General features: G+C 46.6%; 23 protein-coding genes. 15 read left to right on the forward strand and 8 right to left on the reverse strand.

Annotation, left to right across the window (positions count from 1 at the left end):
- Positions 1 to 116: 116 nt before the first annotated feature.
- The 4 genes from DLM76_RS11580 to DLM76_RS11605 all read right to left on the reverse strand — a co-directional run bounded on the left by DLM76_RS11580 (position 117) and on the right by DLM76_RS11605 (position 4,417).
- Entirely contained in the window at positions 117 to 1,250 is a 1,134-nt protein-coding gene (locus tag DLM76_RS11580; RefSeq protein ID WP_118965292.1) for an aromatic ring-hydroxylating oxygenase subunit alpha, read from the reverse strand.
- Positions 1,251 to 1,609: 359 nt separating this feature from the next.
- The gene (locus tag DLM76_RS11590) at positions 1,610 to 2,602 is read right to left on the reverse strand and encodes an IPT/TIG domain-containing protein (protein ID WP_118965294.1); all 993 of its coding nucleotides are present in this window, start codon (positions 2,600 to 2,602) and stop codon (positions 1,610 to 1,612) included.
- Positions 2,603 to 2,808: 206 nt separating this feature from the next.
- Positions 2,809 to 3,618 (reverse strand): hypothetical protein, encoded by an 810-nt coding sequence (locus DLM76_RS11595; protein ID WP_118965295.1) that lies wholly within the window; start codon positions 3,616 to 3,618, stop codon positions 2,809 to 2,811.
- 337 nt (positions 3,619 to 3,955) lie between these two features.
- Positions 3,956 to 4,417, reverse strand: a complete 462-nt coding sequence (locus DLM76_RS11605; RefSeq protein WP_118957837.1) for a DUF2721 domain-containing protein — start codon at positions 4,415 to 4,417, stop codon at positions 3,956 to 3,958.
- A 393-nt stretch (positions 4,418 to 4,810) separates the two neighbouring features.
- Here DLM76_RS11605 and DLM76_RS11610 point away from each other — a divergent pair, with 393 nt between their 5' ends.
- On the forward strand, positions 4,811 to 6,766 hold the full coding sequence (locus tag DLM76_RS11610; protein WP_118965297.1) for a phosphoethanolamine transferase family protein: 1,956 nt from the start codon (positions 4,811 to 4,813) through the stop codon (positions 6,764 to 6,766).
- A gap of 103 nt (positions 6,767 to 6,869) precedes the next feature.
- On the opposite strand, the gene DLM76_RS11615 is transcribed toward DLM76_RS11610, so the two are convergent.
- Positions 6,870 to 8,846, reverse strand: coding sequence for an LTA synthase family protein (locus tag DLM76_RS11615; RefSeq protein ID WP_118957766.1), 1,977 nt, complete (start codon positions 8,844 to 8,846; stop codon positions 6,870 to 6,872).
- Positions 8,847 to 9,214: 368 nt separating this feature from the next.
- On the opposite strand from DLM76_RS11615, the gene DLM76_RS11620 reads away from it, so the two are divergent.
- From DLM76_RS11620 to DLM76_RS11645, 6 genes are all read left to right on the forward strand, one after another.
- The gene (locus DLM76_RS11620; protein ID WP_118965581.1) at positions 9,215 to 9,973 is read left to right on the forward strand and encodes a TetR/AcrR family transcriptional regulator; all 759 of its coding nucleotides are present in this window, start codon (positions 9,215 to 9,217) and stop codon (positions 9,971 to 9,973) included.
- Positions 9,974 to 9,998: 25 nt separating this feature from the next.
- Positions 9,999 to 10,814 carry a secretion protein HlyD gene (locus DLM76_RS11625; RefSeq protein ID WP_118965298.1) on the forward strand — a complete coding sequence of 272 codons (816 nt, stop codon included), beginning with the start codon at positions 9,999 to 10,001 and terminating at the stop codon, positions 10,812 to 10,814.
- Positions 10,814 to 12,052: an ABC transporter permease gene (locus DLM76_RS11630; RefSeq protein ID WP_118957768.1), complete on the forward strand. Its 1,239-nt coding sequence runs from the start codon at positions 10,814 to 10,816 to the stop codon at positions 12,050 to 12,052. The genes DLM76_RS11625 and DLM76_RS11630 overlap by 1 nt, the downstream gene beginning before the upstream one ends.
- 1 nt (position 12,053) lies before the next feature.
- Positions 12,054 to 12,770: an ABC transporter ATP-binding protein gene (locus DLM76_RS11635; protein ID WP_118965299.1), complete on the forward strand. Its 717-nt coding sequence runs from the start codon at positions 12,054 to 12,056 to the stop codon at positions 12,768 to 12,770.
- 190 nt (positions 12,771 to 12,960) lie between these two features.
- Entirely contained in the window at positions 12,961 to 14,181 is a 1,221-nt protein-coding gene (locus DLM76_RS11640; RefSeq protein ID WP_118965300.1) for a hypothetical protein, read from the forward strand.
- 324 nt (positions 14,182 to 14,505) lie between these two features.
- The gene (locus DLM76_RS11645; protein ID WP_118965301.1) at positions 14,506 to 14,895 is read left to right on the forward strand and encodes a hypothetical protein; all 390 of its coding nucleotides are present in this window, start codon (positions 14,506 to 14,508) and stop codon (positions 14,893 to 14,895) included.
- 184 nt (positions 14,896 to 15,079) lie between these two features.
- Here the strand turns inward: DLM76_RS11645 and DLM76_RS11650 are convergent, their stop codons facing one another.
- Both DLM76_RS11650 and DLM76_RS11655 read right to left on the reverse strand, forming a co-directional pair.
- Positions 15,080 to 15,925 carry an A24 family peptidase gene (locus tag DLM76_RS11650; protein WP_118965302.1) on the reverse strand — a complete coding sequence of 282 codons (846 nt, stop codon included), beginning with the start codon at positions 15,923 to 15,925 and terminating at the stop codon, positions 15,080 to 15,082.
- Positions 15,909 to 17,021 (reverse strand): pyridoxal phosphate-dependent aminotransferase, encoded by a 1,113-nt coding sequence (locus DLM76_RS11655; RefSeq protein WP_118957773.1) that lies wholly within the window; start codon positions 17,019 to 17,021, stop codon positions 15,909 to 15,911. The genes DLM76_RS11650 and DLM76_RS11655 overlap by 17 nt, the downstream gene beginning before the upstream one ends.
- Positions 17,022 to 17,179: 158 nt before the next feature.
- On the opposite strand from DLM76_RS11655, the gene DLM76_RS11660 reads away from it, so the two are divergent.
- The 8 genes from DLM76_RS11660 (at position 17,180) to DLM76_RS11695 (ending at position 25,025) form a co-directional block, all read left to right on the forward strand.
- On the forward strand, positions 17,180 to 20,212 hold the full coding sequence (locus tag DLM76_RS11660) for an AAA family ATPase (protein WP_118957774.1): 3,033 nt from the start codon (positions 17,180 to 17,182) through the stop codon (positions 20,210 to 20,212).
- Between the two features lie 146 nt (positions 20,213 to 20,358).
- Positions 20,359 to 20,841, forward strand: coding sequence for an SsrA-binding protein (gene smpB, locus DLM76_RS11665; RefSeq protein ID WP_118965303.1), 483 nt, complete (start codon positions 20,359 to 20,361; stop codon positions 20,839 to 20,841).
- Between the two features lie 22 nt (positions 20,842 to 20,863).
- Positions 20,864 to 22,333, forward strand: a complete 1,470-nt coding sequence (gene der, locus DLM76_RS11670) for a ribosome biogenesis GTPase Der (RefSeq protein ID WP_118957777.1) — start codon at positions 20,864 to 20,866, stop codon at positions 22,331 to 22,333.
- On the forward strand, positions 22,330 to 22,980 hold the full coding sequence (gene plsY, locus DLM76_RS11675) for a glycerol-3-phosphate 1-O-acyltransferase PlsY (RefSeq protein ID WP_118957778.1): 651 nt from the start codon (positions 22,330 to 22,332) through the stop codon (positions 22,978 to 22,980). The genes der and plsY overlap by 4 nt, the downstream gene beginning before the upstream one ends.
- Positions 22,955 to 23,791 carry a hypothetical protein gene (locus DLM76_RS11680; RefSeq protein ID WP_118957779.1) on the forward strand — a complete coding sequence of 279 codons (837 nt, stop codon included), beginning with the start codon at positions 22,955 to 22,957 and terminating at the stop codon, positions 23,789 to 23,791. The genes plsY and DLM76_RS11680 overlap by 26 nt, the downstream gene beginning before the upstream one ends.
- Before the next feature lie 73 nt (positions 23,792 to 23,864).
- A complete protein-coding gene (locus DLM76_RS11685) occupies positions 23,865 to 24,077 on the forward strand; it encodes a hypothetical protein (RefSeq protein WP_118957780.1) in 213 nt (70 codons plus the stop codon).
- A 73-nt stretch (positions 24,078 to 24,150) separates the two neighbouring features.
- Positions 24,151 to 24,528, forward strand: coding sequence for a hypothetical protein (locus tag DLM76_RS11690; protein ID WP_118965304.1), 378 nt, complete (start codon positions 24,151 to 24,153; stop codon positions 24,526 to 24,528).
- A 23-nt stretch (positions 24,529 to 24,551) separates the two neighbouring features.
- Positions 24,552 to 25,025 (forward strand): hypothetical protein, encoded by a 474-nt coding sequence (locus tag DLM76_RS11695; protein WP_118957782.1) that lies wholly within the window; start codon positions 24,552 to 24,554, stop codon positions 25,023 to 25,025.
- A gap of 80 nt (positions 25,026 to 25,105) precedes the next feature.
- Here DLM76_RS11695 and DLM76_RS11700 read toward each other — a convergent pair whose 3' ends face one another.
- The gene (locus DLM76_RS11700; protein WP_118965305.1) at positions 25,106 to 26,965 is read right to left on the reverse strand and encodes a motility associated factor glycosyltransferase family protein; all 1,860 of its coding nucleotides are present in this window, start codon (positions 26,963 to 26,965) and stop codon (positions 25,106 to 25,108) included.
- Between the last annotated feature and the right edge of the window lie 10 nt (positions 26,966 to 26,975).

Here is a 26,975-nt window from a genome sequence, read left to right on the forward strand (position 1 = left end):
GGAGCAACGACAAAAACTCGGGGCTTTCGAAAGAAAGTCCCGAGGGTGTTAGGTCACGCTACTTTTTCTGTTATCAACTCTCTTAACTAAAAGCTCGGTTTCAACACCGGGCTTTTTTATTGCCAAAGCCTGTTTAGAGAAGTATGAAAGTGTAAAATTCCAGGCTCAAAGGCGCTAGGATAAATAAACTCTCTTTGTTTCAAACCACGCTGAATCTCAGGCGCTAAAAAAAGATCTTCCGAAATCGTTTTCAAAAAAAATGCGGCATTGTTTTCCCAAAAACGAATCGCTCTGGGACCTTTTGGTTTTTCCGGAATCAGAATCGCTTTTGTACAAAGAGTTTTTTCCGCGGAAATGGGATGAAAGAAAACGATTCCGAAATGATCCCGAAAGAGGACAAGAATCGTAAATGGAAACAAAAAATAGCTGATGATGAGGTCTTTTCTCGTCGGTATGGGAACGTGTTGAAAGGAGCGATTCGGGATTAGAATTCTCCCGTGTTCCGCAATAGGATCGAAGATCGATGCGTTTTTTGCGATCACACGAGCTACTGAATTTTTATGAACCGTAGAGATATGATAGCTCTCTATGAAAATTTCGATTCCGACTTTCCAGTTATAGTCTCCGACGCTTTTTTCCACGATAAACGGAACGTAAGAATCCAATTCGAAATTTTGGAGCTCTTCTAAAACCGGATTCAGGCGATTCAGAGCGCCCTCCTGAAATTCGGCAAACAATGTTCCCGCAATATTCTTCACCGAAATTTCTTTTAAAGCCGTTTCCTTTACCGGACAATCCGCGGTTAGAAGTTGTCCGTCGAGATCGTACGTCCAGCTGTGATATGGACATACGATTTTTTTAAGAGGTTTGCTTTTCGTTTCCGAAAGCAGCCTGGTTCCGCGGTGAATGCAGGAATTATAATATGCTCTTAAAGTTTCCTCCCTGTCTTTCAAAACGAAAAACTGACGATCTCCGAATTCGCAGACGAGATGATCTCCGCTTTCTGATAATTGACCGTTAAAACCGAATGGAACCGGATAGGTCGCAAATTCTTCTTTTTCGGATAAAAAGACATTCTCGGAATGATACGGATGCGTGGAGAATCGGGCGGGAATTTTCGCGTTCTCGGTCTCCGTTTTTTCGATTTCAGGAAAACCGATTTCACTTTGTTTCAAGATTCGTTTCAAAACTTCTCGAGAATAGGGAAGTTCCTTCGGTCGGTAGGATTCTTTCGTTCCGTTTTGGTTCATTCGGTCGTCCTTTTCCAAAATCGTTTAGAATTTCAGAATAGTACAACATTCTAATGGTTTATTTTTTTATATTATTTTTGAAGAATCCTCTCCGGATTTCGATTTGTCGGCTTTGGGAAAAATCGATCCGACTTGGCGAAACGGCCATTTCCCGTTATTCGAAAAAATGGTTCCGGGAGGAACCCTGTTGCGGATTTCCTCCCGGACTTGAAATGAGCGTTTTATTAGGGATTTATGGATCGTAGAAGGGAAGTGATTCTCTCGATTGCGAAAGGGATCACCGAAGAATTCTCTCGATTCTTCTTAAAAAACACGCCGTTTTGATCGAACCGGCATGTTCTCCTTATTTCGTAAAAAAATCAGTTCGCAGTAAAGATCGCCTTATCCGGATTCGGCGAATCGTATCCCGGCTGCAGACAGGTCACCTGCGCATACCCCGTAACGAAACCGTAACCGTCCATGCTGATATAGTAACTTCTTGTCGTGATCCCCGATTCACCCGGATAGGAACATCTTCCCGTGCGTGTAAGGTTCGGAGCTGTGGGCGGGTTGGTCGCTTCGCAACCGTTCGCAACGTTCGCGGTCGGATTCGAACCTAAGAAGTCATAACATCTCCGATACGTGTTCGCTTCGTTCGAGGTCGAAGTCGGAACTACAGCCCCGTCGGTGAGATTGGTTTTGAAGTTGGTCACCAAACCGGAGATATGCTTTATCTGAAGAATATACGTTCCTGCGGTTAAAGTCGCTCTATCGAATTCGGAAGTTTGAGAAGATCCGGTAGCGATCGTAGTCGCCGCGGAGGTCGGAGAAGAATAATAGAAGAGATCCAAATTGGAGCCGGCGTAACCGAAGACGTTGAAGAGATGCGCCGTATTGGCCGTTGCGGTAAACGTATAAAACGCACTCGTATCAATGCTCGAAACTCTTCCCGTTAACGAATTCGGCTGATTGAGTGCGATTACAGGCGCCGGTCGATAGCGGATCGTCTTTGAAAGGAGTGTGGCCCCCGATCGGGTTACGACGATCGGAACGGTTGTATTCACGCTGACGCTCGCTAAGGTAGGCATCGTAAACGTAAGCGTTTTTGAATCAACGATCGCAATCCCGGTTACACCGGTCCCTCCGATCGTAATCGAATAATCGGCCGCAGTTCCGGGAAAACTATCGCTCGTAATCGTTGTCGTGCTTCCTGGAAATCCTCGATCCGGGTAAAAGTCCGCAATGGATTCCGCGCTCGTGATCGTATAAAGAAGCAGAAGATTCGTGAACGGATCCTCCGATTCTCCCTTTTTGCAATTGAAGAACGAAATTAGGAATAAGGACGCGCTAAGGAATGCGATCGTCTTTTTCATGGCAGGATGCTCCTGATAAGTTTTCGATTTGGTTTTATGTCTAGGACTTACAGGATACTATAGTATTTTATAAGTAGGAATATCGGGAACTACGGAGGTCGGAACGTTTTATACGTAGTTTTACGGATTCCGAATCCTAGGACGGTTGGAAGCGTTCGGTTTTTAAACGGAATACTTTTAGTTTATTGAATATTCTAAAAATAGGATTATTCGGTCCTCAGTTTAAAAACCGCATTGTTGCAGGAAAAGCTCGCTTTTTTCGGAATCAGACAAAGATTCAGATTCTTATGATTGCTGTTGAATGCGTCCACCAGAAATTTCTTTGTATGTTCGACCGCGTGTTGACCGGCCCATTCGTGAAAATTGACGTTAGGTGATCTTTCGAGGGTATTTCCGCCTCGAACGCTTTTTTCGGAATCCTTGTTGAGACAAATATGAGTCGCAAAGGGCTGAAAAAGTTTCATTTCGTTCGGAGAAAGTTCCAGACATTCCAACGCTTCTTCTTCATGATTTATGATCGGAGAAAGATCGTAGTACCCGGTTTGGATATTCGGCATCGAAAGAAGTTTCCAAGGTTCTTCGAGAGGAGCGACCTCGATCCGGTTCGGATGATTTTCCGCCCAATTGCTATGGGCGTAAAAATCCTGGATGATATGAGTCGCATGTCCGATCTCCTTCATCGAATCATAAAAGAAGGCCGCCTTTTCGGATTTCGTTCTTAAATTTCTAAGTTCGATCCCGCAACCGAATATATTGTTGTTATCGCAGTGAAAGGCTTCCGCATTCATCAGTTCCGAGTCGGAACGAAGATTTCCATGAACGATCATCTCCTGACAATCTGCCCTGATTTCGTATCCGGTTTCATCGGTAAATTCGCGAAAGGATTCCTTTAAAATTCGAATATGATTAAAAGAACCGGACGGACCGAAAGCTTCCAAGTCGGAAATAGCCGGCCAAAGGTCTAAAAGAATGATGAGAATGGGAATGGTAAGAATCAGTTTTAGTGTTCTTTTCATAAAAAAGTAAGTAACTGCTTACATACTTTTTAGACCCGGTTTCAGCGAAAAGTGCGATTTTTTTTACGGCAAATTTAAAATTAGAAAGGATCGGAGTTTTTTTAAGTGATGGGAGAAAGGAGGAGGGATTTTAAATCTTTCGCGAACAACCGGAAGAATTAGCGCCTTGAAAGCAAACCGAACAACGAAGGAACGAAAACCTAATAGAACGTATCACCGCAAGGAAGGAAGAACCGGGGAACCGAGAATGAATCCGTTTCCTGGGCAGACCTTGCCGCCAAGGAAACGGTTTGGACGGAACTCCGGCACTTACCTTTCCGAAAGAAGACATCGAAGTTTACTTCGACGCGGATTCTTCCTTTGGAATTTTACTGCCCAGAAATTCCGTAAGGTCGATGAGGCCTTTGATGAATTTTAAATTGTATCTGCTTTCGTAGAGTAAAAAGACGCTCGCCATAAAGAGAAAAAATCCACCGATCAGCGCGCTGAGGGTCGCGATCCAAGCATAATTTTGGAGAAAATTCGTGAACGCAAATCCCAGACTGGAAAGAACAAACAGGGAAGTCGCCGTATAGAGGAAGGCCATGGATCTCTGGATGAGAATTGCGCGAATCCTTTGGACCCGGAGCTGTTTTTCAAGGTTATCCATTCTTTCTTTGGGATAGAGCAGCTTCCCGCCTAAAACCCCTTCCACTTCGGCTTTGAGAAGATTGACTCGATCAAAAATTCTTCCCAAACGGTTTGCAGTGGAAAAAATCAAACTCGCGCAGGCGGTGATCATCACTGCCGGAGTAATCATACCTGTAAGAATGCCAGGATTGGAAAGGGACTCTAAGAACACGGTCCTATCCTCGAAAAAAACGGTTTTTTGTCCATTCCATTTGAGTCGAAGTTTCGAGACGGGGCCGTTCGCAGTTGGCAAGCGGACTCGTTGCGGTTCCCGGCCCAAGTCTGATTTCAAACCTAATCGTTGTTAGGTGGATTTTGAGTTCGGGAGAAGGGGCTATGGATGTTCGGCCCCGCTTTCGGTTTTCGAGCGGAAGAAGGGTTATTTTTCAATACGGTTGCGAAAAAAACTTGATCTGTAGGGGCATTCAAAAATACACATGTAAGCAATTGCTTACTATATAAAGTTTGGTGATTTCTTTCAGTTTATGATCTGAAGAACTCAAAAAACCAGCACCAAACAGACATGGTTCATTTGAACAAGACGGGGTGTTTTTTGTTTTCCTCTTTAGTACAGAAATGGAACGATTTTAATTTCAGAATTTCGGCTTCCAAATTCAGATTTTTATTTTTACTCCTCGTTCCCGCTTTGATCCTCTTTGCGGATCTCGGGTTACGCTGGAAAATTCTCAGTCAAATGGAGACTTTGCAGTGGTCGTATTATCTGCTTTCGTTTCTCTATTCGATTTTGATTTATTCGTTGCTTCTTTTTTCTCTCGATCTTCTTTCTTCGAATTCGAAGACCAAACCCTACTGGGGAATTTTGGCGTTCGCATCGTTCGGTTATTCGATCTGCGTGATCGGTTCTTATGGATATTTCTTATACGCGGGAATTATGCCGAACTTTTTCGTGTTTTCGTATATCTTTCAAGAACCGTTCAACAGTTGGACGATCTTTCGGGGCGGCCTCACCGTTTGGAGTTTGATCGGTTTCTTTTTTCTTTTCCTTCTTCTTTTCTTAAGTTTGAGAATCGCATCCTCCGACTTCAGACCGGCGCGGTTTACGAAGACCGTCTACGGAATCCTTTTGTTTAGTATTTTTACGTTGACCGCTTTCTTTCACAATAACACCCGCTTTAACGATCAGATTTATGTGGCGGATACGAATTCGATTTCGTTTATCAATCGGAATCTATATAATCTGGTTACGGGCGATCGTCTCGGTTCTGCGGGCTTGCAATCCAGAAACAAACCGATCCTAAATCCAAGCCCGAATCCGTTTCGAAAAAACGTTCTTCTTATTTTGAGCGAGAGTCTTCGCAGAAAGAGCATGGCTCTGTACGGTTACGAAAAAGATACGACTCCTTTTTTAAACCGATGGACCGCCAATCCGCAGAACGGATCCGTCGTCGTGTTTCGACAGGCGTTTTCAAATTCCAGCTCCACTTTGATTTCCGTTCCGAGTTTGTTGTCCGGCGTATCTCCGATTCAACCCGTATCGATGACTCACAATTCTCCGCTTTTTTGGGAATACGGAAAGGCGGCGGGGCTTTCCACGTTTTATATTTCGAGTCATAGTTTCCGTTGGAATAACTTCACCGGCTTTTTTAAAAACGCGGGAATCGATTTTCTATGGAATAAGGAGATCAGCGGTTTCGGTGTGTTCAACGATATCGGGATCGACGATCGCAAAACCGTCGCCGAGTTCAAGGATCGGGTCAAACTTCTCAAGGGTAAAGGGGAGAATTTCGCGGGAGTTCTGCATTTAAACACGAATCATTTTCCGTATATCATTCCGGAAGAAGCGATGTATTTTCCGATCGGCAAAGACACATACGCTCCGTACGACAATTCGGTCCGTTATCTCGACGGTCTATTGGAAGAAGTATTCCAATTTTTGAATGAAGAAAAACTGACCGAAAATACTCTCGTGATCTTCACTTCGGATCACGGAGAGGCCTTATTTGAGCACGATTATATCGGACATATCGAAAGCAATCATATCGAAACGGTCGCGATTCCGATGCTGTTTTTTATTCCGAACTCGATGCGTCAGAATTCTTTTACGGAACGTTTGAAGAAGAATGCCGAACGGAACGTTTCCAACACGGATCTGATTCCGACGGTTGCGGATCTATTGGGGATCGCCAACCAACCCGAGGTGAAGAGTTATCTTTCCCGGCTTGAAGGAAGATCGCTTCTTTCCAATCTTGCGCCAAACCGGAGAATTTTTATCGCAAACAACAACGAGACTTCTTTGTATCGGGTCGGGATGAGTTATATTCAAGGAAACCTGCATTATATGCTTCGTCTGAATTCGTTTCCTCCGGACGAAGAGGCGTACGACATCCAAGCCGATCCGATCGAAAAGAAAAATCTTTGGCCGAGTTTGGATCGCGAAAGAAAATTAGAAATTCGTAAACAACTCGACGGTTGCAGCCTTTGCCAGGATCTCTATTCCGCTTCCGGCGTTAAACTCTGAGAATTTTGCCGCTCCTTTGATCCGATCGAAGAATGGCGCGGCGCAATCGCCGCGGTTGACGGGATGGAATCGAAATTCTTTTTGATTGTAAGCGAATTGTTCCTTACGGTTTGATCTCTTTCAGCAGTTCCGCTTCCGAGGGGAATACGATATTCTTATTCAATAACTCGTAGCTTAGATTCAAATACGCCTTCGCCTTCTTGCTCATCTCGTCGCATACGATCGGGTCCTTTTCGCAGAAATTATTCTTTTGACGCGGAGGGGTGATATTGTAGGAAAGATCCTCTTTTCCGTCAAAGAAGCGCAGATAAAAAAGATCGTTTTCGATCCAGCCGAACAAATTTCCGTAAGCGAAATAGGCAGTCTGCGTTCTCCCCGGAGCGAGGAGGTTTCTTCCCATGGAGGAAAAAACCGCCTTCTTTCCCACGAGCCCTAAGATTGTGGGAATGATATCCAATTGGGAAGCGATGGTTTCGTCTAACGCAGGTGCGACTCGGCCCGGAGCGTAGATCAAAAACGGAACGTTTCTATCCTCGTAGTAGTCGAGATATCGGTGGTGCGTGTGATCGGCCACGAATACGAAAATCGTATTCTTAAAATAGCCTGACTTTTCCGCCTGCGTGATGAAGTTGTGAACCGCCCAATCCGCGTAATTGTATACGTTTAAGAAGTCGTAATCCCTCGTGGAAGGATCAAAGATCCTGAATTTCTCCGAAGGGGTCCGGTATGGATAGTGCGTGGTCAACGTCAAGGCCAGACCGAGGATCGGTTTTTTGGACGAGGAAATCCGTTCATGCAATAATTGTAATACGTCCGCGTCGTCGTATCCCCAGGCGCCGAGCTTGAATCTTCCGAGTTTTGCGATTTCCTTTTCGCCGAGCACGGTGTCAAAACCCCAGTGAGGCATCAGAGTGCTCTTGTTGTCGAAGTTCAGATCGCCTCCTGTGACGAAGTAGGTTTCGTATCCCATCCGTTTGAAGATGTTGCCGATCCCCGAAAAATTTCCGAGAACCTGATGCGTCCGTACAACCGTCAAACCAGGACGATCGGGGATTCCGGTAAGAATCGACATCATTCCGTTGGTCGTTCTTCCTCCCGACGCGATAAAACGATTGTAGAATCTTCCTTTTTTTAAGAGCTGATTGAAGTAAGGAGTCACTTCCTTTCCTTCCACAAGTCCGTTGGAAATCGGACGGATGAATTTTCCCGTCCAGTTTTCCAACATAATGAGAACTACGTTCGGAGGAGTTCCCGGATTGGTTTCTTTCTGAACGCGGAGGATCGGATATTTTTCGCTGATGAATTCCGCGCCCGGATAGGAGATTTCTTTTCGAACGATTCCGACCGCTTCTTCCGTTTCGAGCTTTAGAAATTTAGGAATGGATTGGCTTTTCAAATCCATGATGGACGTGAAAACGCCGTTGAGCGCAATGTTGTTGACGAAGTTGTTTCCCGATACGATCGCGTTAGTCGCTCTTATCGGCGATTCCTGGATTCCTCCTCGGATCGCTACGATCGTGACGATGAGGACGACGGCGATCTGGATCGCCACCGACTTCCAGGATTCTTCCTTATATTGATACGGGTTGTATTTGAGAAAGAGCCAAGTGGAAACTGGAAGAAATACGAGAAGGAAAACCACTCCGATCACAAACGTGACGGTGTTCTGTTCGAGAGCCGATTTTAAGATCACTCCCAAGTCTTTTCCGATAAATACGAAGCCTTCGTAACCGATATGTTTGTTTGCGTTTTCAAAGTAGATGATGTCCGCGATCAAGTGTGCGATCATCCAAATCCCGAGAAGAAGCGGAGTGTATCCCCAGAAGAATCGATACAATTTGAAACGATTCATGTAAGGAAGAACGGAGAGAAGCGCGAAGAGACCGAGAGTCATTCCGATCACTACGAGGTCGAACCGAAATCCGAGAACGAAAGCGATTGCGATTTCCTCGATCGGAACTCCCTGGAGCCGGTAGGAATAGACCGATAAAAATACGATCTTGTATAAAAGAAGGATGAGGGCGAAGTAGAGTACGTAGCTTAAGATGAGTTTTAAGTGAGTGGGTATCCGATGAAACATTCTGACTCTTTCATTACTGGTATGTGAGGAAACTCGAATCCGTTTGGAATCCTTAATTGAATAGTAGGCCAAGAACGAGTGCGCGCTCAAGTCAAAAAAAGGGAAAATTACGAAGGGCGGGATCGTTTGCGGATTACAAACTGCAAACGAATTCAAGACGAAATCCGATCGGCAAAGAGCGGACGGAACTCCGTCCGAACCCCCTCCGCCGCAGGCAAGAATCAGTTTGGTCTATAAATTTCTTTCCAAAAAAAGTTCTATTTTTTGATCGTAGCTCACCAAAAATCCGCTTTTGAGTCTTGACAGAACTCCTATTTTTCTAAATAATGAGTGAGTAATCACTCACCACGGAACAACCAATGGAAGAAATGAAGGATAGTATCGAACTCGACCCGGATTGGCCCGAAGGTCAAAAAAAGATCTTTTTGGCGGCCGTCGAAATTTTCGCCCAAAAAGGATTCTCCGCCGCGACCACGGTGGAAATCGCAAAAAAGGCCGGGGTCGCCGAAGGTTTGATCTTTAAGCACTTCAAAAGCAAGAAGGAGCTTCTGCTCCGTCTCGCCATGCCGATCATGGAAGGATTCATCGCGCCCATCACATTAAGAAGATTGAATGTTATTTTTTCGCAGGAATTCTCCAGCTTGGAACAATTCCTGAACGCGGTTTTCGAGGAAAGAATCGCGTTCATCGCAAAAAACCGAAATCTGCTTCGGATCATTCTTCAGGAAGCGTTCATCAATCCGGACATTCAAGGCGTATTGGAGCGAGTTTTCAAAGAAAGACTCGCGCCTCTCATCAAAGAGCGACTTCGTAAGTTTCAGGAAAGAGGATTGATCGCGGACATTCCTCTCGACACCGCGTTCCGTTTGATCGCGACCAACCTCGCCGGTTATATGATGCTCACGGAAATTTTCTATCAGCCGAAGACCGAAGACGGATGGGATAGGGAAGCCGAAATGAAACGTACGATCGAGTTCATCGCCGGAGGACTTGCTCCCAAAAAAGCGGAGACCGTCGTCGTCTCTAAAACAAAAATAAATACGAAAAACAGACAAACCCTTCTCAAGAAATCGAAATCAAACCCCAAAAAAGCCGCACAGGCAAAGAAGAAAAAAAAGAAATCGTAACGCGCGGTTCCCATCAGGAGTTGGTATGAATTTTGTAATCAATACGATAAAATCTTGGATCGCGGTTTACTGGTCCTTGCGTCTTCCGTTTCGGATTCTCTTTCCGGTTCTTCCGATTGCGGTTTTGTTTTTCATTCTTTCCACGAAGGGAAAGAATACGGTTCAAGACGTGGCCGTTCTAGGACCGATTGCGGAAAAGGCGTACGGACTTGGAACCGTGCATTCTCTCGATACGTTTCGGTTTCGTGTCGGAGTTCCGACAAAAATCACGAAAGTTTTTGTGCTGGAAGGAGACGAGGTCGTGCCGGGACAGGGACTTCTTCAATTGGAAGGAATGACGGTCGTGCGTTCGCCAATTCACGGAATCGTTTCGGACGTAGGTTATCATGAAGGCGAAGTCGCGTTTCAGAATCTTCTCGCCGTCGAAGTTCTGGGAGTCGGTTCCAAATATCTCATCGTCGCGCTGGACGAACAGATTCTTCTTTCGATCCGCAAAGGACAAAGGGCCTTGATCCGCTTTGAAGGGAAGCCGAACGAAGTCATTCAAGGAAGAGTTCAGGGAACGTTTTCGCACGCAGGCCAGTTTTATGCGAGAATCGAAGGCGCCCGTTTTCCGGACGGAGTTCTTCCCGGGATGACTGCGGACGTCGCGATCGAAATCGGAACCAAGGAAAACGCGGTTCTCGTTCCTAGAAAATACGAGAAGAAACAGAAAATCTTAATATTCAGAAACGGTAAATCGATTCCGGTTTCCTTTAAACCCGGCCTTAAATCGGAGTTGTTCATCGAGGTTAAGGAAGGGGATATCCAAGCCGGAGATAAACTCTCAGAGGTTCCCTAATGTTGTTCATCGCCGTCAGACAAATGCTCGTCCGAGGCAAACAAACCCTGACGACTCTTTCGGGAATCGTTTTGGGAACCGCGGCGTTTATCATCATCTCCGGCGTTCTGCTCGGTTTTCGGGGATATTTGATCGATCAGTTGATCAACGCGGACTGTCATGTCCGCATCAGTCCGAGACAAGAAATCATTCAACCGAATTCCATGGACGATTTGTTTCCGGGTGAGAACGTGTTCTGGCTTTCTCCTCCTTCGGGAAAAAGAGGCTCCACACATTTAAACAACGCAAGTCTATGGTACGAACGTCTCGATCGGGATAAGGAAGTGGAGGCGTATTCTCCTCAGGTGAGCGGAAGAATTTTTCTTTTTTCCGGTTCCAATCAGGAAGCCGGAAAGATCATCGGAATCATTCCTTCCAGACAAGTGCAGATTACTCCTCTTGCGGATTATATCACCGAAGGAAGCGTAGAATCGTTGTCGGCCGGAAACAGGATCGTTCTCGGAGACGGTCTTGCAAAATTGCTCGGACTCGGCGTGAACAAAACCGTTTGGGTGACTTCGGGGCTTCAGGAGAAGACTCCGTTCCGTATTTCGGGAATTTTCCGTTCCGGAAACAAGGCTCTGGACGACAGCGTTGCCTACGGTTTGTTAAGCGAAATCCAGTTGTTGACGGGGCAATCCGGAATGATAACCGACATCGCCGTCCGTCTCAAGGACGTAAACCGTTCTCTTTCCAAGGCGGAGGAATGGAGAACCATGGGAGACGAGAAGGTTCTCAGCTGGCAGGAGGCGAACACTAGTTTTTTCGCGATCTTCAAACTCCAGGACGCGATCCGTTACTCCATGACCGCCGCGATTCTAACGGTCGCAGGATTTGGAATATACAATATTTTGAATGTGATTATCAATCAGAAAAAACGGGAGATCGCGATTCTCCGATCCATCGGTTACAAGCCCAACGAGGTTCTGCTGATCTTTCTGATGCAGGGAGTAATTCTCGGAGTGATCGGGGGGATTTTAGGCATGTTGATCGGATTTTTGATCTGTCTTCGGATCGAATCCCTTCCGTTCACCAATCCGCTTTTTTCCGCCGGAGCCAGCACTATGGTGATTTCGTTCGCGCCGTCGATCTATCTTCAGGCGTTCGCTCAATCCATGGTCGCAACCTTAATTGCGAGCTGGATACCCGCGAGATCCGCAGGAAAACTTTCGCCGATCGAAATCATACGAGGAGAATAGGATGCACAGCCAATCGCAAACCGGAATCTCCGTTCACAATCTCCGCAAGACCTTCGGCAACAGCGAGATCATTAAAGGAGTCAGCATCGACATAGAAGACGGAGACTATGTTTCTCTCACCGGAAAATCCGGTTCTGGAAAGAGTACTCTTTTGTATATGATCAGTTCTCTCGACCCTCCGACTTCCGGCGGCATCGAGATCGACGGAAAGAATATCTACAAAATGAAAGAGGAGGAGATCCATGAATTCAGAAACAAACGAATGGGATTTATCTTTCAATTTCACTATCTTCTTCCCGAATTCACGGCTCTGGAAAACGTGCTGATGCCCGCGCGCAAAGCAGGTCTTTTAAAAGACAGCCAAAGTTATGCCGAGCATCTTTTGGAGGAATTCGATCTCAAAGATAGAATGGACTACAGAATCAACCGTTTGTCCGGGGGGCAAGCGCAAAGGGTCGCGATCGCCCGCGCACTCGTGATGAATCCGAAATACATTTTTGCGGACGAACCCACGGGCGCCTTGGATTCGGCTAACACAAAGGTGGTGATGAACATTTTGGAAAAAGTGAATCGCGAGACCAAGACCACGATCCTTGTGGTGACGCACGATCCGGACTTCGCATCGAGAACGAAACGCCAGATCCATCTTGTGGACGGGCAGGTCGTTTCGTTGAAAGAGTTCGAGGCGTCCCGAAAAAACGGAAAGGCGGCCCGCTGAATTCGACGAACGACGCATAAGAACCGGTCCCAAAGAAAACTCAATGACACTGCTCTCTATGGTAGCGTCAGGGACCGAACCTTGCAGCTTGCCTTTCAAGCAAAGTATTTTAATTTTGGGACTCGCTGTAAATTTACGCGGGAAACTTTTTAAGATAGGCTTTAAAAGTCCCGTCTCCGATTCTACGTTTATGCACTGGAAGTTTCCCAAGTTCAAAGCGGGACAATCGAGACGCTGGGAATATCTGTTGCCCACCGGCTCTTCCAAGGAAACGGAACAAATCGCGAAGAAGATCGTCTCCGATTCGTATCTTCCCAAGACGCAGGTTCCGTTTTTAAAAACGCTTCCCGGAAAGATCCTTTTGGAAAACGCGAACTTCCGCCAAGCTCTCGAGCTTTTGGTAAGAATTCCTTGGGTCCGCGATTTCCGTTTAAATTTGGGAATGGTTCCGTTCAAACGTTCCTTTTCCTTTCAGGAATTCGAAACCGCGTTGCGAAAATCGAAAATTCTTCCCGAAGACTGGGGCCTCCGCTTTCGCCCTCAAATCAAGGGAGAGACCGATTGGACGACCGAGGATTTAAACCGACTTTGGGAAACGGCGGAAATCTCCGAGGATTCGGCGGAAAAAACGACGGAACTCAGCGCGCTTCTTTTGGAAGACGAGATCATTTTGAACATCAGTCTTTCGGGAGAACCCTTAAATCAACGCGGAAGTTTTAAACCTCTGGCAAAATCGGCTCCGATCCGCGAAGACCTTGCAAGATTTCTAATACAAAGAATGCATAAAATTCTCCCGAACCCGGATGCGGTTTTCGTTCCGTTTGCCGGAACGGGAACCTTGATCCGCGAATCGGTGGATTCCATTCTGGGAATCGGTTTCCCGCATTATTCCAGAACGTATCTGTTTCAGGAGATGGAGGAATTTCCGGAAGCGACATGGGAATTCTTGAAAAAGAAGATTTTAAACAACGGCGGAGGAAGTTCGATCGGAGTCTGGTGGAACGAACTCAACCGCGAAACCTTCGTATATTCCGAAAAACGAATGGATGTATATCATGATTTTCTAAAAGGATCGGGATATTCCGATTCGATCCGATTTTCCAAAAACGAAGGCGATTTTTTCGCATTGTCGCCTAAGACGGTTTGGGAATCGATCGGCGAACCGAAACGGATTTGGATGCCTCTCAATCCTCCGTACGGTCTGCGTATGGAAGCGGGCTCTTCCGCGAGCTTTTATAAAAAACTGGGCGAACGTCTTACGCATTGGTGGGAACTTCCCTGCGAAATCAGCGGATTTGTGCTTTGTCCGGACGAGGCTTCTTGGTCGATTCTGATCCGAAACATGGGAATCAAAACCGACACGATTCATGTGACCCACGGAGGCATGGATTTAAGAGTCGTCTATTTTTAAAGAAGAGACACGAACAAAAACTCAGTATCGGCCCGAAAGAATCGGCGCCTTTGTTTTTTCGTCGGATAAAAACGGCAGAGGAGTCGCGTTTGACGATCGAGTCGATTCCCAAAAGGTTACAAAAATTCCGTAAAAAATACATTCAAAAATGTGAATTCGCTTTGCGGTTCGCAATTTTTCGATTTTAGAACATTCTAACGTTCGAAAAGAAATTCCTTCCTATTCAGTAACCTTTTGCGATACGGGGCGAAGGGTTGTTTAACGATGCGATCGCATTCTGATTTATAGATCGCATCCTAAATTATTTTTTGGAGAAGGTCGGGTATGTTCGGAATGTGGGGATCACTCTCGAGTTTGTTTTTGTATGCTCTCGTGGCGGGAACGTTTTTTGCGTTTGCTTTGCCGATGTTTTTGGCGCCTCTTCGTTGGGCGGCGACCTTGGGATGGGAAATTCCCGGACAAAGCAATTTGTCCACGTATTACGGACGTTGTCTCGCGAGCGTATTATGCGTTTTGTGTTATATGGGTTTCGTGGCGGCCGGAGATCGGGGCGTGCAGCCGTTCTATTTCAACATTCTGCTCGGTTGTTTCGGCTTGATGGTTGTGGTTCATGCGTACGGGGGAATTCGAAGAATTCAACCGTTGAGCGAAACGATCGAAACCGGATTTTGGCTGATCTTGTTCTTTGCGGGTCTCGCGTTTTATCCGGTTTGATCCTTCGTTTTTCGAAAAATGAACCGCGAGGGATCGATGCGGGGTCGCTCCAAAGTTTTGTGAAACCCGGTTTTGCGCGAAAAAACCGGAGCGACCGAAGCGGAGAGCCCGGTCCGACATAGCCGGACGCGGCCGAAACGTTTTTCCAGGGATTATCGTTAAAGAAGGGTTCGAATTAGTAGATTCAGTTATCGGAATATTCGGAAAATATTGTGAATGGAAGAAGTTTCGAATCGAAGAGAATTCTACTCAAAAAAGTCAAAATCAAACCGATCCCGAAATACAAACCCATGGGGATCGGAGTTTTGCGTATACTCTTTCCTCTTTCCCGCAATACGATCGTAAATAATACCGCGGGAATGTAGGAAGCGTTTAAAAAGAACATCCACCAGGGATGACCTGCGATGAACGCGTAAACCGGAGCGAACAATACGTCTCCGAATCCGATCCCGCCCGGAAAGAAAAAAAACAAAATCAAAAACGCAAGAAAGAATCCGCCGAATACGTAGAGTTCGTTCATGCCGGGAAGCTTTTCGTTTAACAAAAACGCGGATAAAAGACCGAACAATAGAATCCACGGAAGATTTTCGTAATCCAAAGAGAAATGAAAGGCGTCCGTCAGACAGGAAATCAAAAGATGTCCGCATAAAAATAAAAACACGAAGCTGAACGCGGGATTGCGGGTCAAAGAAAAACAGAAGAGAAAGACGCAGACAAAAGCGAATTCGATCGACGGAAAAAGAAAACGGATTCTTCCATTACAAAACTTGCATTTACCCCGCGAGATGAAATATCCGATCACGGGAAGAAGCTGCGGATAACGGATTTCTTTTCCGCAGTGATCGCAGGAACTCGGGTGCGTGAAAATCCGTTTCCATTTTTGGGAAAACGAAAGAGACTTTCTATGTTTGCCGTAATAAACGTCGAGGATTCGAAAGCCCAGGGTCACGTAAAAGCTTCCCAAGGAAGCGGCCCCTAAACTTCCGAAACACAAAACGATCCAAAACAGAAACTCAGGCAAGCTCGACAAGAGCGGAGATTCCCCGTTTGAGATTCTCCCATTCAGAAGCGAAGCTGATCCGGATGTAATCTCTGGACGAGGTGAAGATATAACCCGGAACCAGAATCAATTCCTTTTCCTTGACCGCTTTTACGATAAAATCGTCGTCCTTCTCCTTGATCTTGATGAAGAAGTAAAACGCGCCTTCGCTTTTTGTCACCTCGTAGTGATCCTTTAACGAATCGTAGACGAAGTCGCGTTTTTCTTTATAGTCCGCGATGTAAGGACTCATATCCGTTTTCAAGGCTTCGAGTCCCATCCACTGGGTGACCGAAGGAGCGCAGACCAAAGTGTATTGCTGGAGAGTAGTTAACGCTTTTGTAATGGGTTCCGGCGCGAGAATCGAGGCCAAACGAAGTCCGGTCATGCTGTAGGTTTTTGAAAAACCGGAAAGGGTGATCGCCTTTTCGTAAAAGGAACCGACGGAGATGAATTTCTTATCGTAGTCGAACAGCTCGTAGATCTCGTCCGAAATCAGATAGGCTCCCGTTTTTTCCGCGAGATCGGCTAACGCTTCCAGCTGTTTGCGGGAAAGGATTTTTCCCGTAGGATTGGAAGGGGAAGAATAGATGATGATCTTGAGTTTTTTATTCGAGAATTCCTTCAGCGCTTCCGGCTCGAAGGATTCGTGAACCGAGTGCATTTTTCCGCCGTAGATTTTGATATACGCGGGATACATGAGGAAGTGCGGAGTGACGACGAGGCATTCGTCTCCTTCGTTTAACAATGCGTTAAACAGAAGAAGGAACGCGGAGCTGATTCCGGAAGTGACGAGGATTCTTTCGGGAGTCGCGTACGAAATCCCGTTCCCGTTTTTGTATTTTTCGGCGAGAGCGCTCTTTAGTTCCGGAATTCCTCCGGTAAGAGTATAAGCGGTTTTACCGTCTTTTAAAGCCTTACAACCGGCTTCGATGATATTGGGAGGACAAGGGAAGTGCGGTTGACCGATGGAAAGATTGATCGGGTTTTTCAACGTGCCTGCAAGTTCGAACGCTTTGCGGATGGCGGAAGTATCCAGTCCTTGGATACGATTGGCTAAAACATATTCTAAAGTACTCTGACTCATACTAAATCCTTTTTGAAATTCCTGTCATGGAGAACCACTGCAAAACTTCTTTCTAAAAAGAATCTTCTCGAAAAGTTAATTTGAATGTCAAACCATTCAAGTTACAGTTTGGAAGGAATTGAGGTTGCCAGAGGATTCGAGGGGGTGAACTTTGAGTTATGGAAACCGTAAAAATCGCCGGACTCAATGTTCCCGTTTCGAAATCCGGTATCAATCCCGGAAACCTCGGTTCCGATCTCGTTGAGACGGATTCGACCGTTCGCAATCTATCCAATATTCTTTACCCTTTGCTCGAAGGCAAACCCGTGCTTCTCGTAGGAGATGCGGGCGTCGGTAAAAACGCTCTGATCTATTACATCAATTATAAGAGAAAACATCCGACCGCAAGATTCAGTTTCAACGAAGACACTCTTCCGGAAGACCTGATCGGCTCGTATCGGATTCTCATGGACGGAAGAGGGTTTGCTTGGTCGGACGGACCGCTTACTTCCGCGATCCGTTCGGGTCACAGCTTTGTAGCCGACGAGATGAATCTTTGTCCGCCGCATATCATCAAACGATTCTCCACCGTATACGAGTCCGCCTATTTGGAGTTAATCGAAGGAAACGGCTCGAGAATTTCCTGCGGAGAAGGATTCAACTTTATCGGAACACAAAATCCGTCCGAAGGTTTCGAAGGAAGAAAACCCCTTCCGTTCGACATCACCCGTTTTTTCTCGGTCGTGTTCATCGACCAACATACTCCGGACGAAATTCTTTTTATCTTAAAGAAACTCTATCCGGCTCTCAGCGAATCTTTGCTTCAATCCTGCATTCGAATTTCGATGGAAACGGAAACCAGAGTCGTTACGGGTAAACTCGGAAAAGGGGATCTGGAAAAATATCACTTCAACATTCGGAATTTGAAAAAACTCTGCAACCGTCTCTTGGGTTTAAAGGCGGATACGAGCGAACTTCAGTTCCGAGAATTCTGGAACTTTTACGTGGAGCCGTTCCGCAAAAAAGAGGACCGCGATCTTCAGATCGATCTTTTGTTAAGCGAATCCGGTTTGAAAGTAGCGCCCGAACTTCCGGAACCGAGCTTTCAAGTCCACAAAGGATTCTTATACTGCAACGATAAGGCGATTTCCGTCCGCGACGAAAACAAGGCGAAGCAATTGTTAAGCGAAGTGCCTATGCCTCTGAAACTCCGCGAGTTCTCCGAGAAGATCTTCACCGCGGTTCAGTTTCAGGAAAACGTTCTGATCGAATATTCGGAGGAGCAAGATCCTCAGATCCTTCTTCCTTTGTTCACCGAGATCTCGGGTTTGCCTTTGGAAACGGTGAGTCTTTGCAAGGGAATTCATACTTCCGATATCATCGGAGCTTTGAAGCCGATCGACGGTTCCAAAGTGGATTGGGTGGACGGACCGCTTACGAGAGGAATCCGAGAAGGCGGAAACATTCTCATCACGAACCTCGAAGCCGCCGGGGCCGAACTCGTGGAAAAATTGAATATGCTTACGGACGACGCGCGTTCTCTTACGCTTCCGCCCGAAAGCGGAAACAACGAACCAGTGCAACTCACGGACGATTCGCGCATCTTCGCGTTGAAACTTTTCCGTAAATCCAAATCGACCGCGACGATTTCGAGAGCGTTCCGAAACCGTTTTACGAGCGTGTTGTTTCCGGATCTCGAAGACGAATCCACGTTAACCGAAATTCTTTCCTTTTATCTTCCGGGCAACAGCCTCATCCTGAGAATGGTGAACTTCCACATGAAGATCCGCGATCTCGCGAAAAAACGCACGATCGGTTCCGCGAATTTGCTGCCGTATCTGTTCGGACTTTCGAATCTTCTTTTCTGGAAGGATCATATCCTGCGTTATGCGGACTCGGGTGCGGGAGAGGCGGGACTGAAAGAAACCGCGGTTCGAGGCGGCAAGATCGCTTATACGAATCAGATCGCCGATCCGAAAGAAAGAATGGAACTCGAAAAGATCTTAGACTTTCAAATGTCCGGCATCGAAGTCGAATCGGATTTCTTCAAGGTTCTTGAGGATAAGAAAAAAAAAACTCTGACAACGGCCACCGACATTGAAAAGAAACGCTGGTGGAATCCGGAACTTCATAAGCGGGAAGCGTTAACCGGAAAGGCCAAACTTCTCAACTCGGGCAATCCTCTCAAACGAGGAATCGAAATCGATACGCCGGAAACCGGCGGTCAGATGAAGGAAGGCGCGGACGCTTGGTACGGTCAGGATACGCGCGGCAACAAGGGACAAGGCGAACCCGCGGGCGGGGGCGGCGCTTGGGGTTACCGCACGGAAGAACTTTATAAACAATTTCTTGCCAAACGCAAGATTCTCTGGGAATACACGATCCAAGTTTCTTTGAAAGAATTCAAAGAAGTTTTCGGACAAAGTCTCGAGGACATCGAACTCAACCTCGATCGTCTTTTCGACCCGGAAATCGATATCACGAGAATGTATCGGACCGAAGGAAACCGAATCGACACCCGGAAATATATTTCCTTTCTTTCGGGAAGAGGGGATTCCAAGGTTTTCGACCGCACGATCATCGATAAGAACGAGGAAAAACTCAAAGGTGTGGAAGTCGCCTTTCTCGTTTCCAAATCCAGAAGGATCTTCAACTTCGAATACGCAGTCGCCGTGATCTCCGCGATGTTGTCTTCGGCGTATATCCTCAACGAACACGAGGTGGATTTTTCCATTCACGCATATTCGGACCGAAACAACAAAAAGGATCGGATCGATCTGATTCCGATCAAACGTCTGGACGAGGAATACGACGAAGCCAAGGAAGAGGAGATGTTCAATTATCTTCGAACCGATTGGCAAGGCGATTCCGTCGAAGAATATCAGCTTCTCGAAAAAGTAGAATCGTACTTTTCGCCGGAGGCACAGACGAAAATCGTGGTAATGATCTCCGATTTTCGGGGGCAAAGAGGAAAGGCGGAAGTTTCGGACGAAATCAATTCCCGGGACAACCGCAAACTCCACGCCGAAATTTTAAAGAATCAAAATCGGAACTACGTCTTCTTGGGAGTCGGACTCGGAAGAAGATACATCGCGGAACATCTGTTCCAGGATTCCATTCAGATCACTTCGGATAATTTTTACAATATGCCGAACCTGATCGGAACCGAACTGGGAAGATTGATTCTCACGAATCACAGCATGAGAAATTGATCCGCAGTCGAGCGGTTCCGAACGATTCGGAGCCCTCGAAAGACGGATTTGCGAAACGAATCGGTCGTTTGATCGATCGATCGTAAATTTCTCGGCGATCGAAAGGAAACAGAAGGACCGGCCACGAAGTCGGTTTAAAAAGTAAGATGGCAGACAAGAAAGAAGAATCCGGACATTCTCCGTTGGTCAATAAAAAGGCCAAATTCAACTTCGAGTTGATTTCGTTCCTCGAAGCGGGGATCGTTTTGTCCGGATCCGAAGTCAAAAGTCTCCGCGAAAAAAAGGGAAATCTCACCGACGCGTTCGCCAAGATCAAAAACGGGGAAGTCTTTCTGGAAAACTTCTCCATCACCCCGTATAAAAACGGAGGTTACGCAAATCATCCCGAAATCCGTCCGAGAAAGCTCCTTCTTCATAAGAGGGAAATCGAAAAGCTGGATCGTCAGGTAAAAGAGAAGGGACTCGTTCTTGTCGCAACCAAGGTTTACTTTAAGAATAATCTCAGAGTAAAAGTGGAGATCGCCGTCGCAAAACCGAAAAAGATTCACGATAAACGCGACGACATGCAGAAAAAAGACGCGCAGCAGGAAATCGCACGCGCAATGAAATCATCCAATCGCTACGAATGAGTCGCGACAAAGTTAGGACCAAATGGCTAAAGCCGGAAAAAAAGAAACCGCAGAATCGGACGAAGTCGTTCCGGTAAAAGCTCCCCGCAAAGAACCCGGAGAAAAAATTCCAGTCGTCTCGATCGTGGGCCGTCAGAACGTGGGCAAGTCCACGCTCTTCAATTCCCTGTTGAAAAAGAAACTTGCGATCACCGAGGATTATCCCGGCGTTACGCGCGACGTTCTTTCCGCGAGAATCTATCAGGAAGAAAAGGATCTCGACTTTTATCTCTGCGACACCCCGGGACTCGATATCGAAAATCCGGATACTCTTTCGCAATCCATATTAGAAGCCGCTTATAGACAATTGAAGGAATCGGACGTCATCATCTTTCTTTTGGATAAGAATCTGATCACCGCCGCCGACCACAGTCTTCTCGGCTACTTGAGAAGGGAACCGTCCGTCGCGAACAAACCGATCATCTACTGCGTCAACAAAGCGGACAAGGAACTCGACGAATTCGATCTCGAGGAATTCTATCGGATGGGGTTGGCGGAAGTTCTTCCCATATCCGCGATCGGCAGAAAGAATCTCGGGCTTCTACTCGAGAAAATTAAGTTTTTCTTAAGCGATAAACCCGGCAAGGTCTGGATCGAAAAAATCTCCGCTTCCAAAAAGAAGGACGCGCAGCCCCTCCCTCTCGCGGAAGAAGACTACGAGTTCCGTCTCGCGATCGTGGGAAAACCGAACTCCGGAAAATCCAGTCTATTGAACGCGATCTGCGGTTACGAACGCGCGGTCGTGAGCGACGTCGCGGGAACGACTCGGGATTCCGTGGACACTTTATTAGAATTCGGTGATAGACGTCTGCTCTTGACGGACACGGCGGGAATCCGAAGAGGAAGCAAATCCGCCGAAGCCCTCGAATTTTATTCGTATCAAAGAACCTTGAAGGCGATCGAATCGAGCGATCTCGTGATCCATCTTTTGGACGCGAAAAAAGGATTCGGCGATTTCGACAAAAAGATCACGGCGCTTCTTCAGGAAAAAGGAAAGCCGTTTTTGATCGCGGTCAACAAGTGGGATTCCATCGAGGATAAGACCGATAAAACCTTCAAGGAATACAAGGAAAAACTCTACAGCCGTTTTCCTTTGTTAAGCGAAGTGCCTATCATCACGATCAGCGCGACCGAAAGACTGCGGGTTCAAAAACTCATGGATCTTTCCTTCGATCTCGCGTCGAGATCGCACAGAAAGGTCAGCACTTCCGAACTCAATAAAAATCTAAAGTTGTGGATGGGGCAGGCGGGAAGATCCTTTTCCGCGCATCAACCGCCGAAGATGCTCTATTGCACTCAGGTTTCGACTTCTCCGTTTCATCTGATTCTCTTCGTAAACCATGTGGAATACTTTAAATCCAATCTGGTTTCCTTCCTCAAAAAGAAACTCACCGAGACCTATGAGTTGCAGGGAATCCCGGTTCGACTGGAGTTTCGATCGGATCGAAAATGAACTACGCGATTTTTGCTTTGCTCAGTTTTGGAGCGGGTTCGATCCCGTTCGGTTATTGGATCGCTCTCCGGTTTGCGGGAATGGATATCCGCAAATTCGGAAGCAAGAATATCGGAGCGACGAACGTGGGCCGTCTCATCGGATGGAAGTTCGGATTTCCCGTGCTGCTTCTCGACGTGGCAAAGGGAATGCTGCCCGTATATCTTGCGGGCGTCTACGTGCCCGAGGGTGAAATTCCGTTTCAGTTGGCTTGCGGAGTTCTTTCCGTAACGGGTCACATGTTCTCTCCCTTTCTCGGGTTTCGAGGCGGAAAGGGCGTAGCGACTACGTTAGGCGTATTTTTGGTTTTGACTCCGATCGCTTGTTTGGGCGCGGTCTTGGTTTTTTTGGCGGTTTATAAATTTTTTAAATTCGTTTCTTTGGGATCAATTTTTGCTTCCCTTACGCTTCCTCTCGTTTATGCTTTTTCCTCGGTTCTTCTTTTGCACGAAGAAATTTCGTATTGGGTTTTGGGGACCATGATCTTCATCTCTTTCGGAATCATTTTAACGCATCGGGAGAATATCCTTCGGATTTTAAATCAGTCCGAGTTGTTTGCGGTCAAAGACGAGGATCCAAGCGATGATTCAGAGAGAAATCGACGATAACAAAACCCGCGAAGAAAAGATCGACTTTCTCGATCGATTCTTAATCTATCATCCCGTCTTTGAAATAGCCGACCTATACAAATGGCTTTACTATGGAGAATTCGGTGAGATCGAAAAACAGGAATTCTATACGGAACAGACCGAAATGGTTCCCGAGTTACAATCGATCATCGACGATCTAAAATCGGAAGAAGGAAAATTATATCCGGAACGCGTCTGGGAACCTCTCGGATTTTCGCAGAGATATCTTCTTATTTATCTCACGCCATACGCAAAGAGGGACTATCCTTTAAAAAGGCTCGTCAACCTGATTCAGAGATCCTCCGCGTTTCAGGGGTATCGGATGAGGTTCAAATTGGATTGGATCATTCTAAAGGATCTGATCACGGAAAGAATGCCGGTCTTCACCAAACAGGAATTCAACGATTTCGAGGATCGGATCGGGTTCCAGCAGCTTCCCGACGTCGAACCTTCCGAAACATACAAGAACGCGTATCCGTACAAATTCAGAGTCGTATCCGCAAAATTGTTTTACGAATACTTTCCCGAGTTCGTCAAAGAGCCGAAGGGATTCTCCCTTTTGATGAAAATGAAAGAGGAAGGGGAACCGGAACTCGCATTGCCGAAACAGGAAAGCGCGTTCGTATCCGAAGACGAGCCCGCGGTCGCTCAGAAAAGACACGCTCGGGAATCTCACGGAGATTTTCAATACGATCCGGGTTACGATTCTCATCCGGGATCGGGCGGATCCCATTCGGAAGAATCGGAAACGGAAGAGGATACGTCCAATTTCAATTTCGACGGTTTGTAAGAGGAGCGTTTCAATTCTGCTTTACAAACGGGCAAATTTCGTGTTAGGTTGAACAAAAAGGAAATTCGCAGCCATGATGAAAGAAATAAATTTTGCACTTCAGGCTTCCACGGGGGCCAGACAATTTTCCAAGTCCGAATTCACCATTCGTAATATGCCCGATCGTCTTCATCCTCTTTCCGAAATGGAAAACGTAAATTCCGGCGCGAGAAACATGGCGAAGGTAGGAGTCAATACGGACGATCAAGCGATCCGCCGCGGTTATCTCATCGATTTAAACGCCTGAATTTTTTATTCCGCAAAAAAATACGATTTCCTCGGTTATCCGATCGAATGGATGGATACGCCGAGGCTCCCCAGTGAATTACGATCGTCTAGAAAAAATCGGAAACATTTCCGGAATCATCGCTTCCGCAGCCGCGAGCATTCTCATCCTAATCGTCTTCGTACCCGATTTGAAAGAAAACGAATGGATAACGAAACACGTCGTTTCCGCGTGCGGCTTTGTGATTCTTTTTTTCGGCGGTCTTCTTCTTTCTACCTCAATGGGAATCAACGTGATCCGTTCCGGTGAATTGGCGCAGATGATTTTGTTTATTTCCTTTCCGATGCCGAAACCGATCGCTCGTATGTTCGGATTTTGTTTTTTTCTTATCGGTTCGATGGCGTTCTTTTGCGCCTTGCTTTTACTGTTTACGTTTATATCGGTGCTTATACAATCGATTGCGGATTTGTAAAAATGATTCGGCGGATTTTCTGATTGAGGTTTGTCTTCGTCGTTTTATTGGCGTATACGGGAATCGGGGCGGAAGAACCGATCGTCGGAAACTGTTATTCTTCCGTAAACGGATTTATCGAAAGCGTTTACGGAACGCAAGGACTGAACGACGAAAACGTGCGGATCCATGAGGCGATTCGGTTTTCGGGAAGTTTTTGGGTCGTGGACGTAACTCCTTCCAAAAATTCGGAAAGATTTTTGCTGCAACCTTCCGCCTCCGGAGAATTCTGTCTTACGCTTTCAACCGTCGCTTTGCAGATTACGGAAAAAAAACGGGGCAATACCCAAATCGTTTTTGCAAAAACGCAACCTTCGGGAAATATTCCGGCTTTAGAGATTTATTATATTCGAAAACCTAAGGATACCCGATTTCGAATTCGTTCGTGTTCGGAGATTTCGTATTCCGATGGAAGTTCCGTGTCGAGACCGATTTCCTGCAGGAACGTATTACGATAAGTAGCGGCCGATTATTTTATAGGGACTCCTTCCTTCGGTTCCGGTTTTTAAGTGTTCGTCTTTTATGGAGCGGGAGAATTTTAATTCGCCGAGCCCGCGAGAAGTTTTCGTTTGAGTCCGGTGAATTCTTTTAACACGGCTCCGATCAAAAGATTTTTTTTTCTAGTTTCGTCTAACGTGTCCCTGTGCCTGAGAATGTAGATTTCCGTTTTACGGACGAGATAACCTAAGTCTTCCCATTGGGCGATTTCCGAACGGAATCGGGAAAGAACGGAATCGTAGGATTCTTCCCGGATGGAAGGATCGGAAAAGATTTTGAGGATGGATTGGATTTTCTGGAGAAGGTTCGATCGGAATTCTTCCGCGGCCTCGACGCTGATTTCCCCCGGTTCGCCGGAGGATTTGCCGCTCTCGTTCTCTCCGTCGATCTTCCAAGGAAGAAATTCTTTCCAATAATAACCGTGTTTCGGAAACGAAGAAAGAATCTTGTCCGCTTCTTCCAAGGAAACGTTTTCGCAATTTTCGATTTTAGCGCCGCGCGCATTCACGTTGTAAACGGGAAAGTCGAGGGTCTTAAACGATTCCTCGAACCAATGTCTGTATAAATCCAATACGTAATCGGTCAAAACTTCTCCGCCGCCCGCGGAAGGAACCAGGCGCGTGTCCCGTTTGCGGATGATCATTTCGTTGATCTTTTCGAGGCTCTGCGTTCTGCGAACCAACGTGAGCCATTTCTCGTTGTGATGCGTTCCCGTGGAATGGATTTCTCTTCCGGAATACGCGAGATCCTGCCCGACTAAAAAGATCGGTCTGCAGCCGAGATTGCGGAGCAGATCGAACGCGGTTGTTGCGACGCTTCCTCCGGATTGAACGTCTCCGATCGGACCCAAAAGTTTTTCAGCGGTTTTGGAACCGGCGGTGACTTCCCGTTTTAATTCTCCGCTTGCGTCGACGATGTACTTTGCGGTTAACGAATGAACGATCTTGGTGAATTTTTGAGATCGTAAAATCGGAGGAGAACTCACCAAGTCGGCGAACAAAGGAACGTTAGACGATTCCGCTCCCATAAAATGAAAAAAGGAATGGGTTTGCGCGTCGAGGGTGATCACGCCATCGGGAACGATTCCGAATTTCAAAAGGGCTTTGAGGGAAGTGTCGCAGGAAAAGAGAAAGACCTTGTCTCTGATTTTGGAAATCCATTCGCATTGACTTCGAAGAGACGGTCCCGCGGAAACGAGCATCGCCGGTGTGTTCGCGAATTTTTCCTTTAAGAGTTCTACCCGAGTGCGTGGATTGTTCGGATCGGGAAAGTTCGCGGTGTTGACGAACGTATTGCGAACCCAGATTCTTTCGAACTCGAACTTGGTCAAAAGATCGCTCATCTTGGAGGAAAGAATTTTACGGATCTTGATTTCCAATTCTCCGTAATACGCTTCGTTGAGCGCGGTGCTTGCGGCGTTTCTAAAAACCCGAATTCCCGAAACACGTTCCACCGGAAGAGATTCCAAATAATTCCATAGAAGATTGAGTGCGGAAAGACCTAAGAACAAATGTCGACCCGGAACATCCATCACGGGCTCGAGAACTTCTTCCCAAAGAGGAAAGATGAGTTCGGGATGTTCGTCCACGAGAAGAAGAATCTGACCCGGCTCCATGTTTCCGTGAACTTCTTCGATGAGATGCGGATTTCCGAGGCCGATGACGGCAACAAGATCGGTCGGTGTTATTTTTTGCGTCTGAAGAATTCGCCGTGCTTGGGTAAGAGGGGCCACCGCGCTCGCAAGAGCGCGTCCGCCCAACTCTAAAAATCTCTCTTTCGGATTTTTAGCGGGTTTCAGAGCGAAATGTAAATTCGAGTCGGGTTCTCGTTGGAAATAGAGAGATAAGTACGGCTTTTTCCCGAATATTTCTCTTGTCTTTTCAGAGAGATTGTGAGACATAATAACCCAG

It is taken from the genome of Leptospira yasudae (assembly GCF_003545925.1).
Classification (GTDB): domain Bacteria; phylum Spirochaetota; class Leptospiria; order Leptospirales; family Leptospiraceae; genus Leptospira; species Leptospira yasudae.

Bases quoted from the DNA above. Each gene is read 5' to 3' on its own strand.
- DLM76_RS11580 (WP_118965292.1), bottom strand. From the start codon at position 1,250: ATGAACCAAAACGGAACGAAAGAATCCTACCGACCGAAGGAACTTCCC.
- DLM76_RS11590 (WP_118965294.1), bottom strand. From the start codon at position 2,602: ATGAAAAAGACGATCGCATTCCTTAGCGCGTCCTTATTCCTAATTTCG.
- DLM76_RS11595 (WP_118965295.1), bottom strand. From the start codon at position 3,618: ATGAAAAGAACACTAAAACTGATTCTTACCATTCCCATTCTCATCATT.
- DLM76_RS11605 (WP_118957837.1), bottom strand. From the start codon at position 4,417: ATGATTACTCCGGCAGTGATGATCACCGCCTGCGCGAGTTTGATTTTT.
- DLM76_RS11610 (WP_118965297.1), top strand. From the start codon at position 4,811: ATGGTTCATTTGAACAAGACGGGGTGTTTTTTGTTTTCCTCTTTAGTA.
- DLM76_RS11615 (WP_118957766.1), bottom strand. From the start codon at position 8,846: ATGTTTCATCGGATACCCACTCACTTAAAACTCATCTTAAGCTACGTA.
- DLM76_RS11620 (WP_118965581.1), top strand. From the start codon at position 9,215: ATGAAGGATAGTATCGAACTCGACCCGGATTGGCCCGAAGGTCAAAAA.
- DLM76_RS11625 (WP_118965298.1), top strand. From the start codon at position 9,999: ATGAATTTTGTAATCAATACGATAAAATCTTGGATCGCGGTTTACTGG.
- DLM76_RS11630 (WP_118957768.1), top strand. From the start codon at position 10,814: ATGTTGTTCATCGCCGTCAGACAAATGCTCGTCCGAGGCAAACAAACC.
- DLM76_RS11635 (WP_118965299.1), top strand. From the start codon at position 12,054: ATGCACAGCCAATCGCAAACCGGAATCTCCGTTCACAATCTCCGCAAG.
- DLM76_RS11640 (WP_118965300.1), top strand. From the start codon at position 12,961: ATGCACTGGAAGTTTCCCAAGTTCAAAGCGGGACAATCGAGACGCTGG.
- DLM76_RS11645 (WP_118965301.1), top strand. From the start codon at position 14,506: ATGTTCGGAATGTGGGGATCACTCTCGAGTTTGTTTTTGTATGCTCTC.
- DLM76_RS11655 (WP_118957773.1), bottom strand. From the start codon at position 17,021: ATGAGTCAGAGTACTTTAGAATATGTTTTAGCCAATCGTATCCAAGGA.
- DLM76_RS11660 (WP_118957774.1), top strand. From the start codon at position 17,180: ATGGAAACCGTAAAAATCGCCGGACTCAATGTTCCCGTTTCGAAATCC.
- smpB (WP_118965303.1), top strand. From the start codon at position 20,359: ATGGCAGACAAGAAAGAAGAATCCGGACATTCTCCGTTGGTCAATAAA.
- der (WP_118957777.1), top strand. From the start codon at position 20,864: ATGGCTAAAGCCGGAAAAAAAGAAACCGCAGAATCGGACGAAGTCGTT.
- plsY (WP_118957778.1), top strand. From the start codon at position 22,330: ATGAACTACGCGATTTTTGCTTTGCTCAGTTTTGGAGCGGGTTCGATC.
- DLM76_RS11680 (WP_118957779.1), top strand. From the start codon at position 22,955: ATGATTCAGAGAGAAATCGACGATAACAAAACCCGCGAAGAAAAGATC.
- DLM76_RS11685 (WP_118957780.1), top strand. From the start codon at position 23,865: ATGATGAAAGAAATAAATTTTGCACTTCAGGCTTCCACGGGGGCCAGA.
- DLM76_RS11700 (WP_118965305.1), bottom strand. From the start codon at position 26,965: ATGTCTCACAATCTCTCTGAAAAGACAAGAGAAATATTCGGGAAAAAG.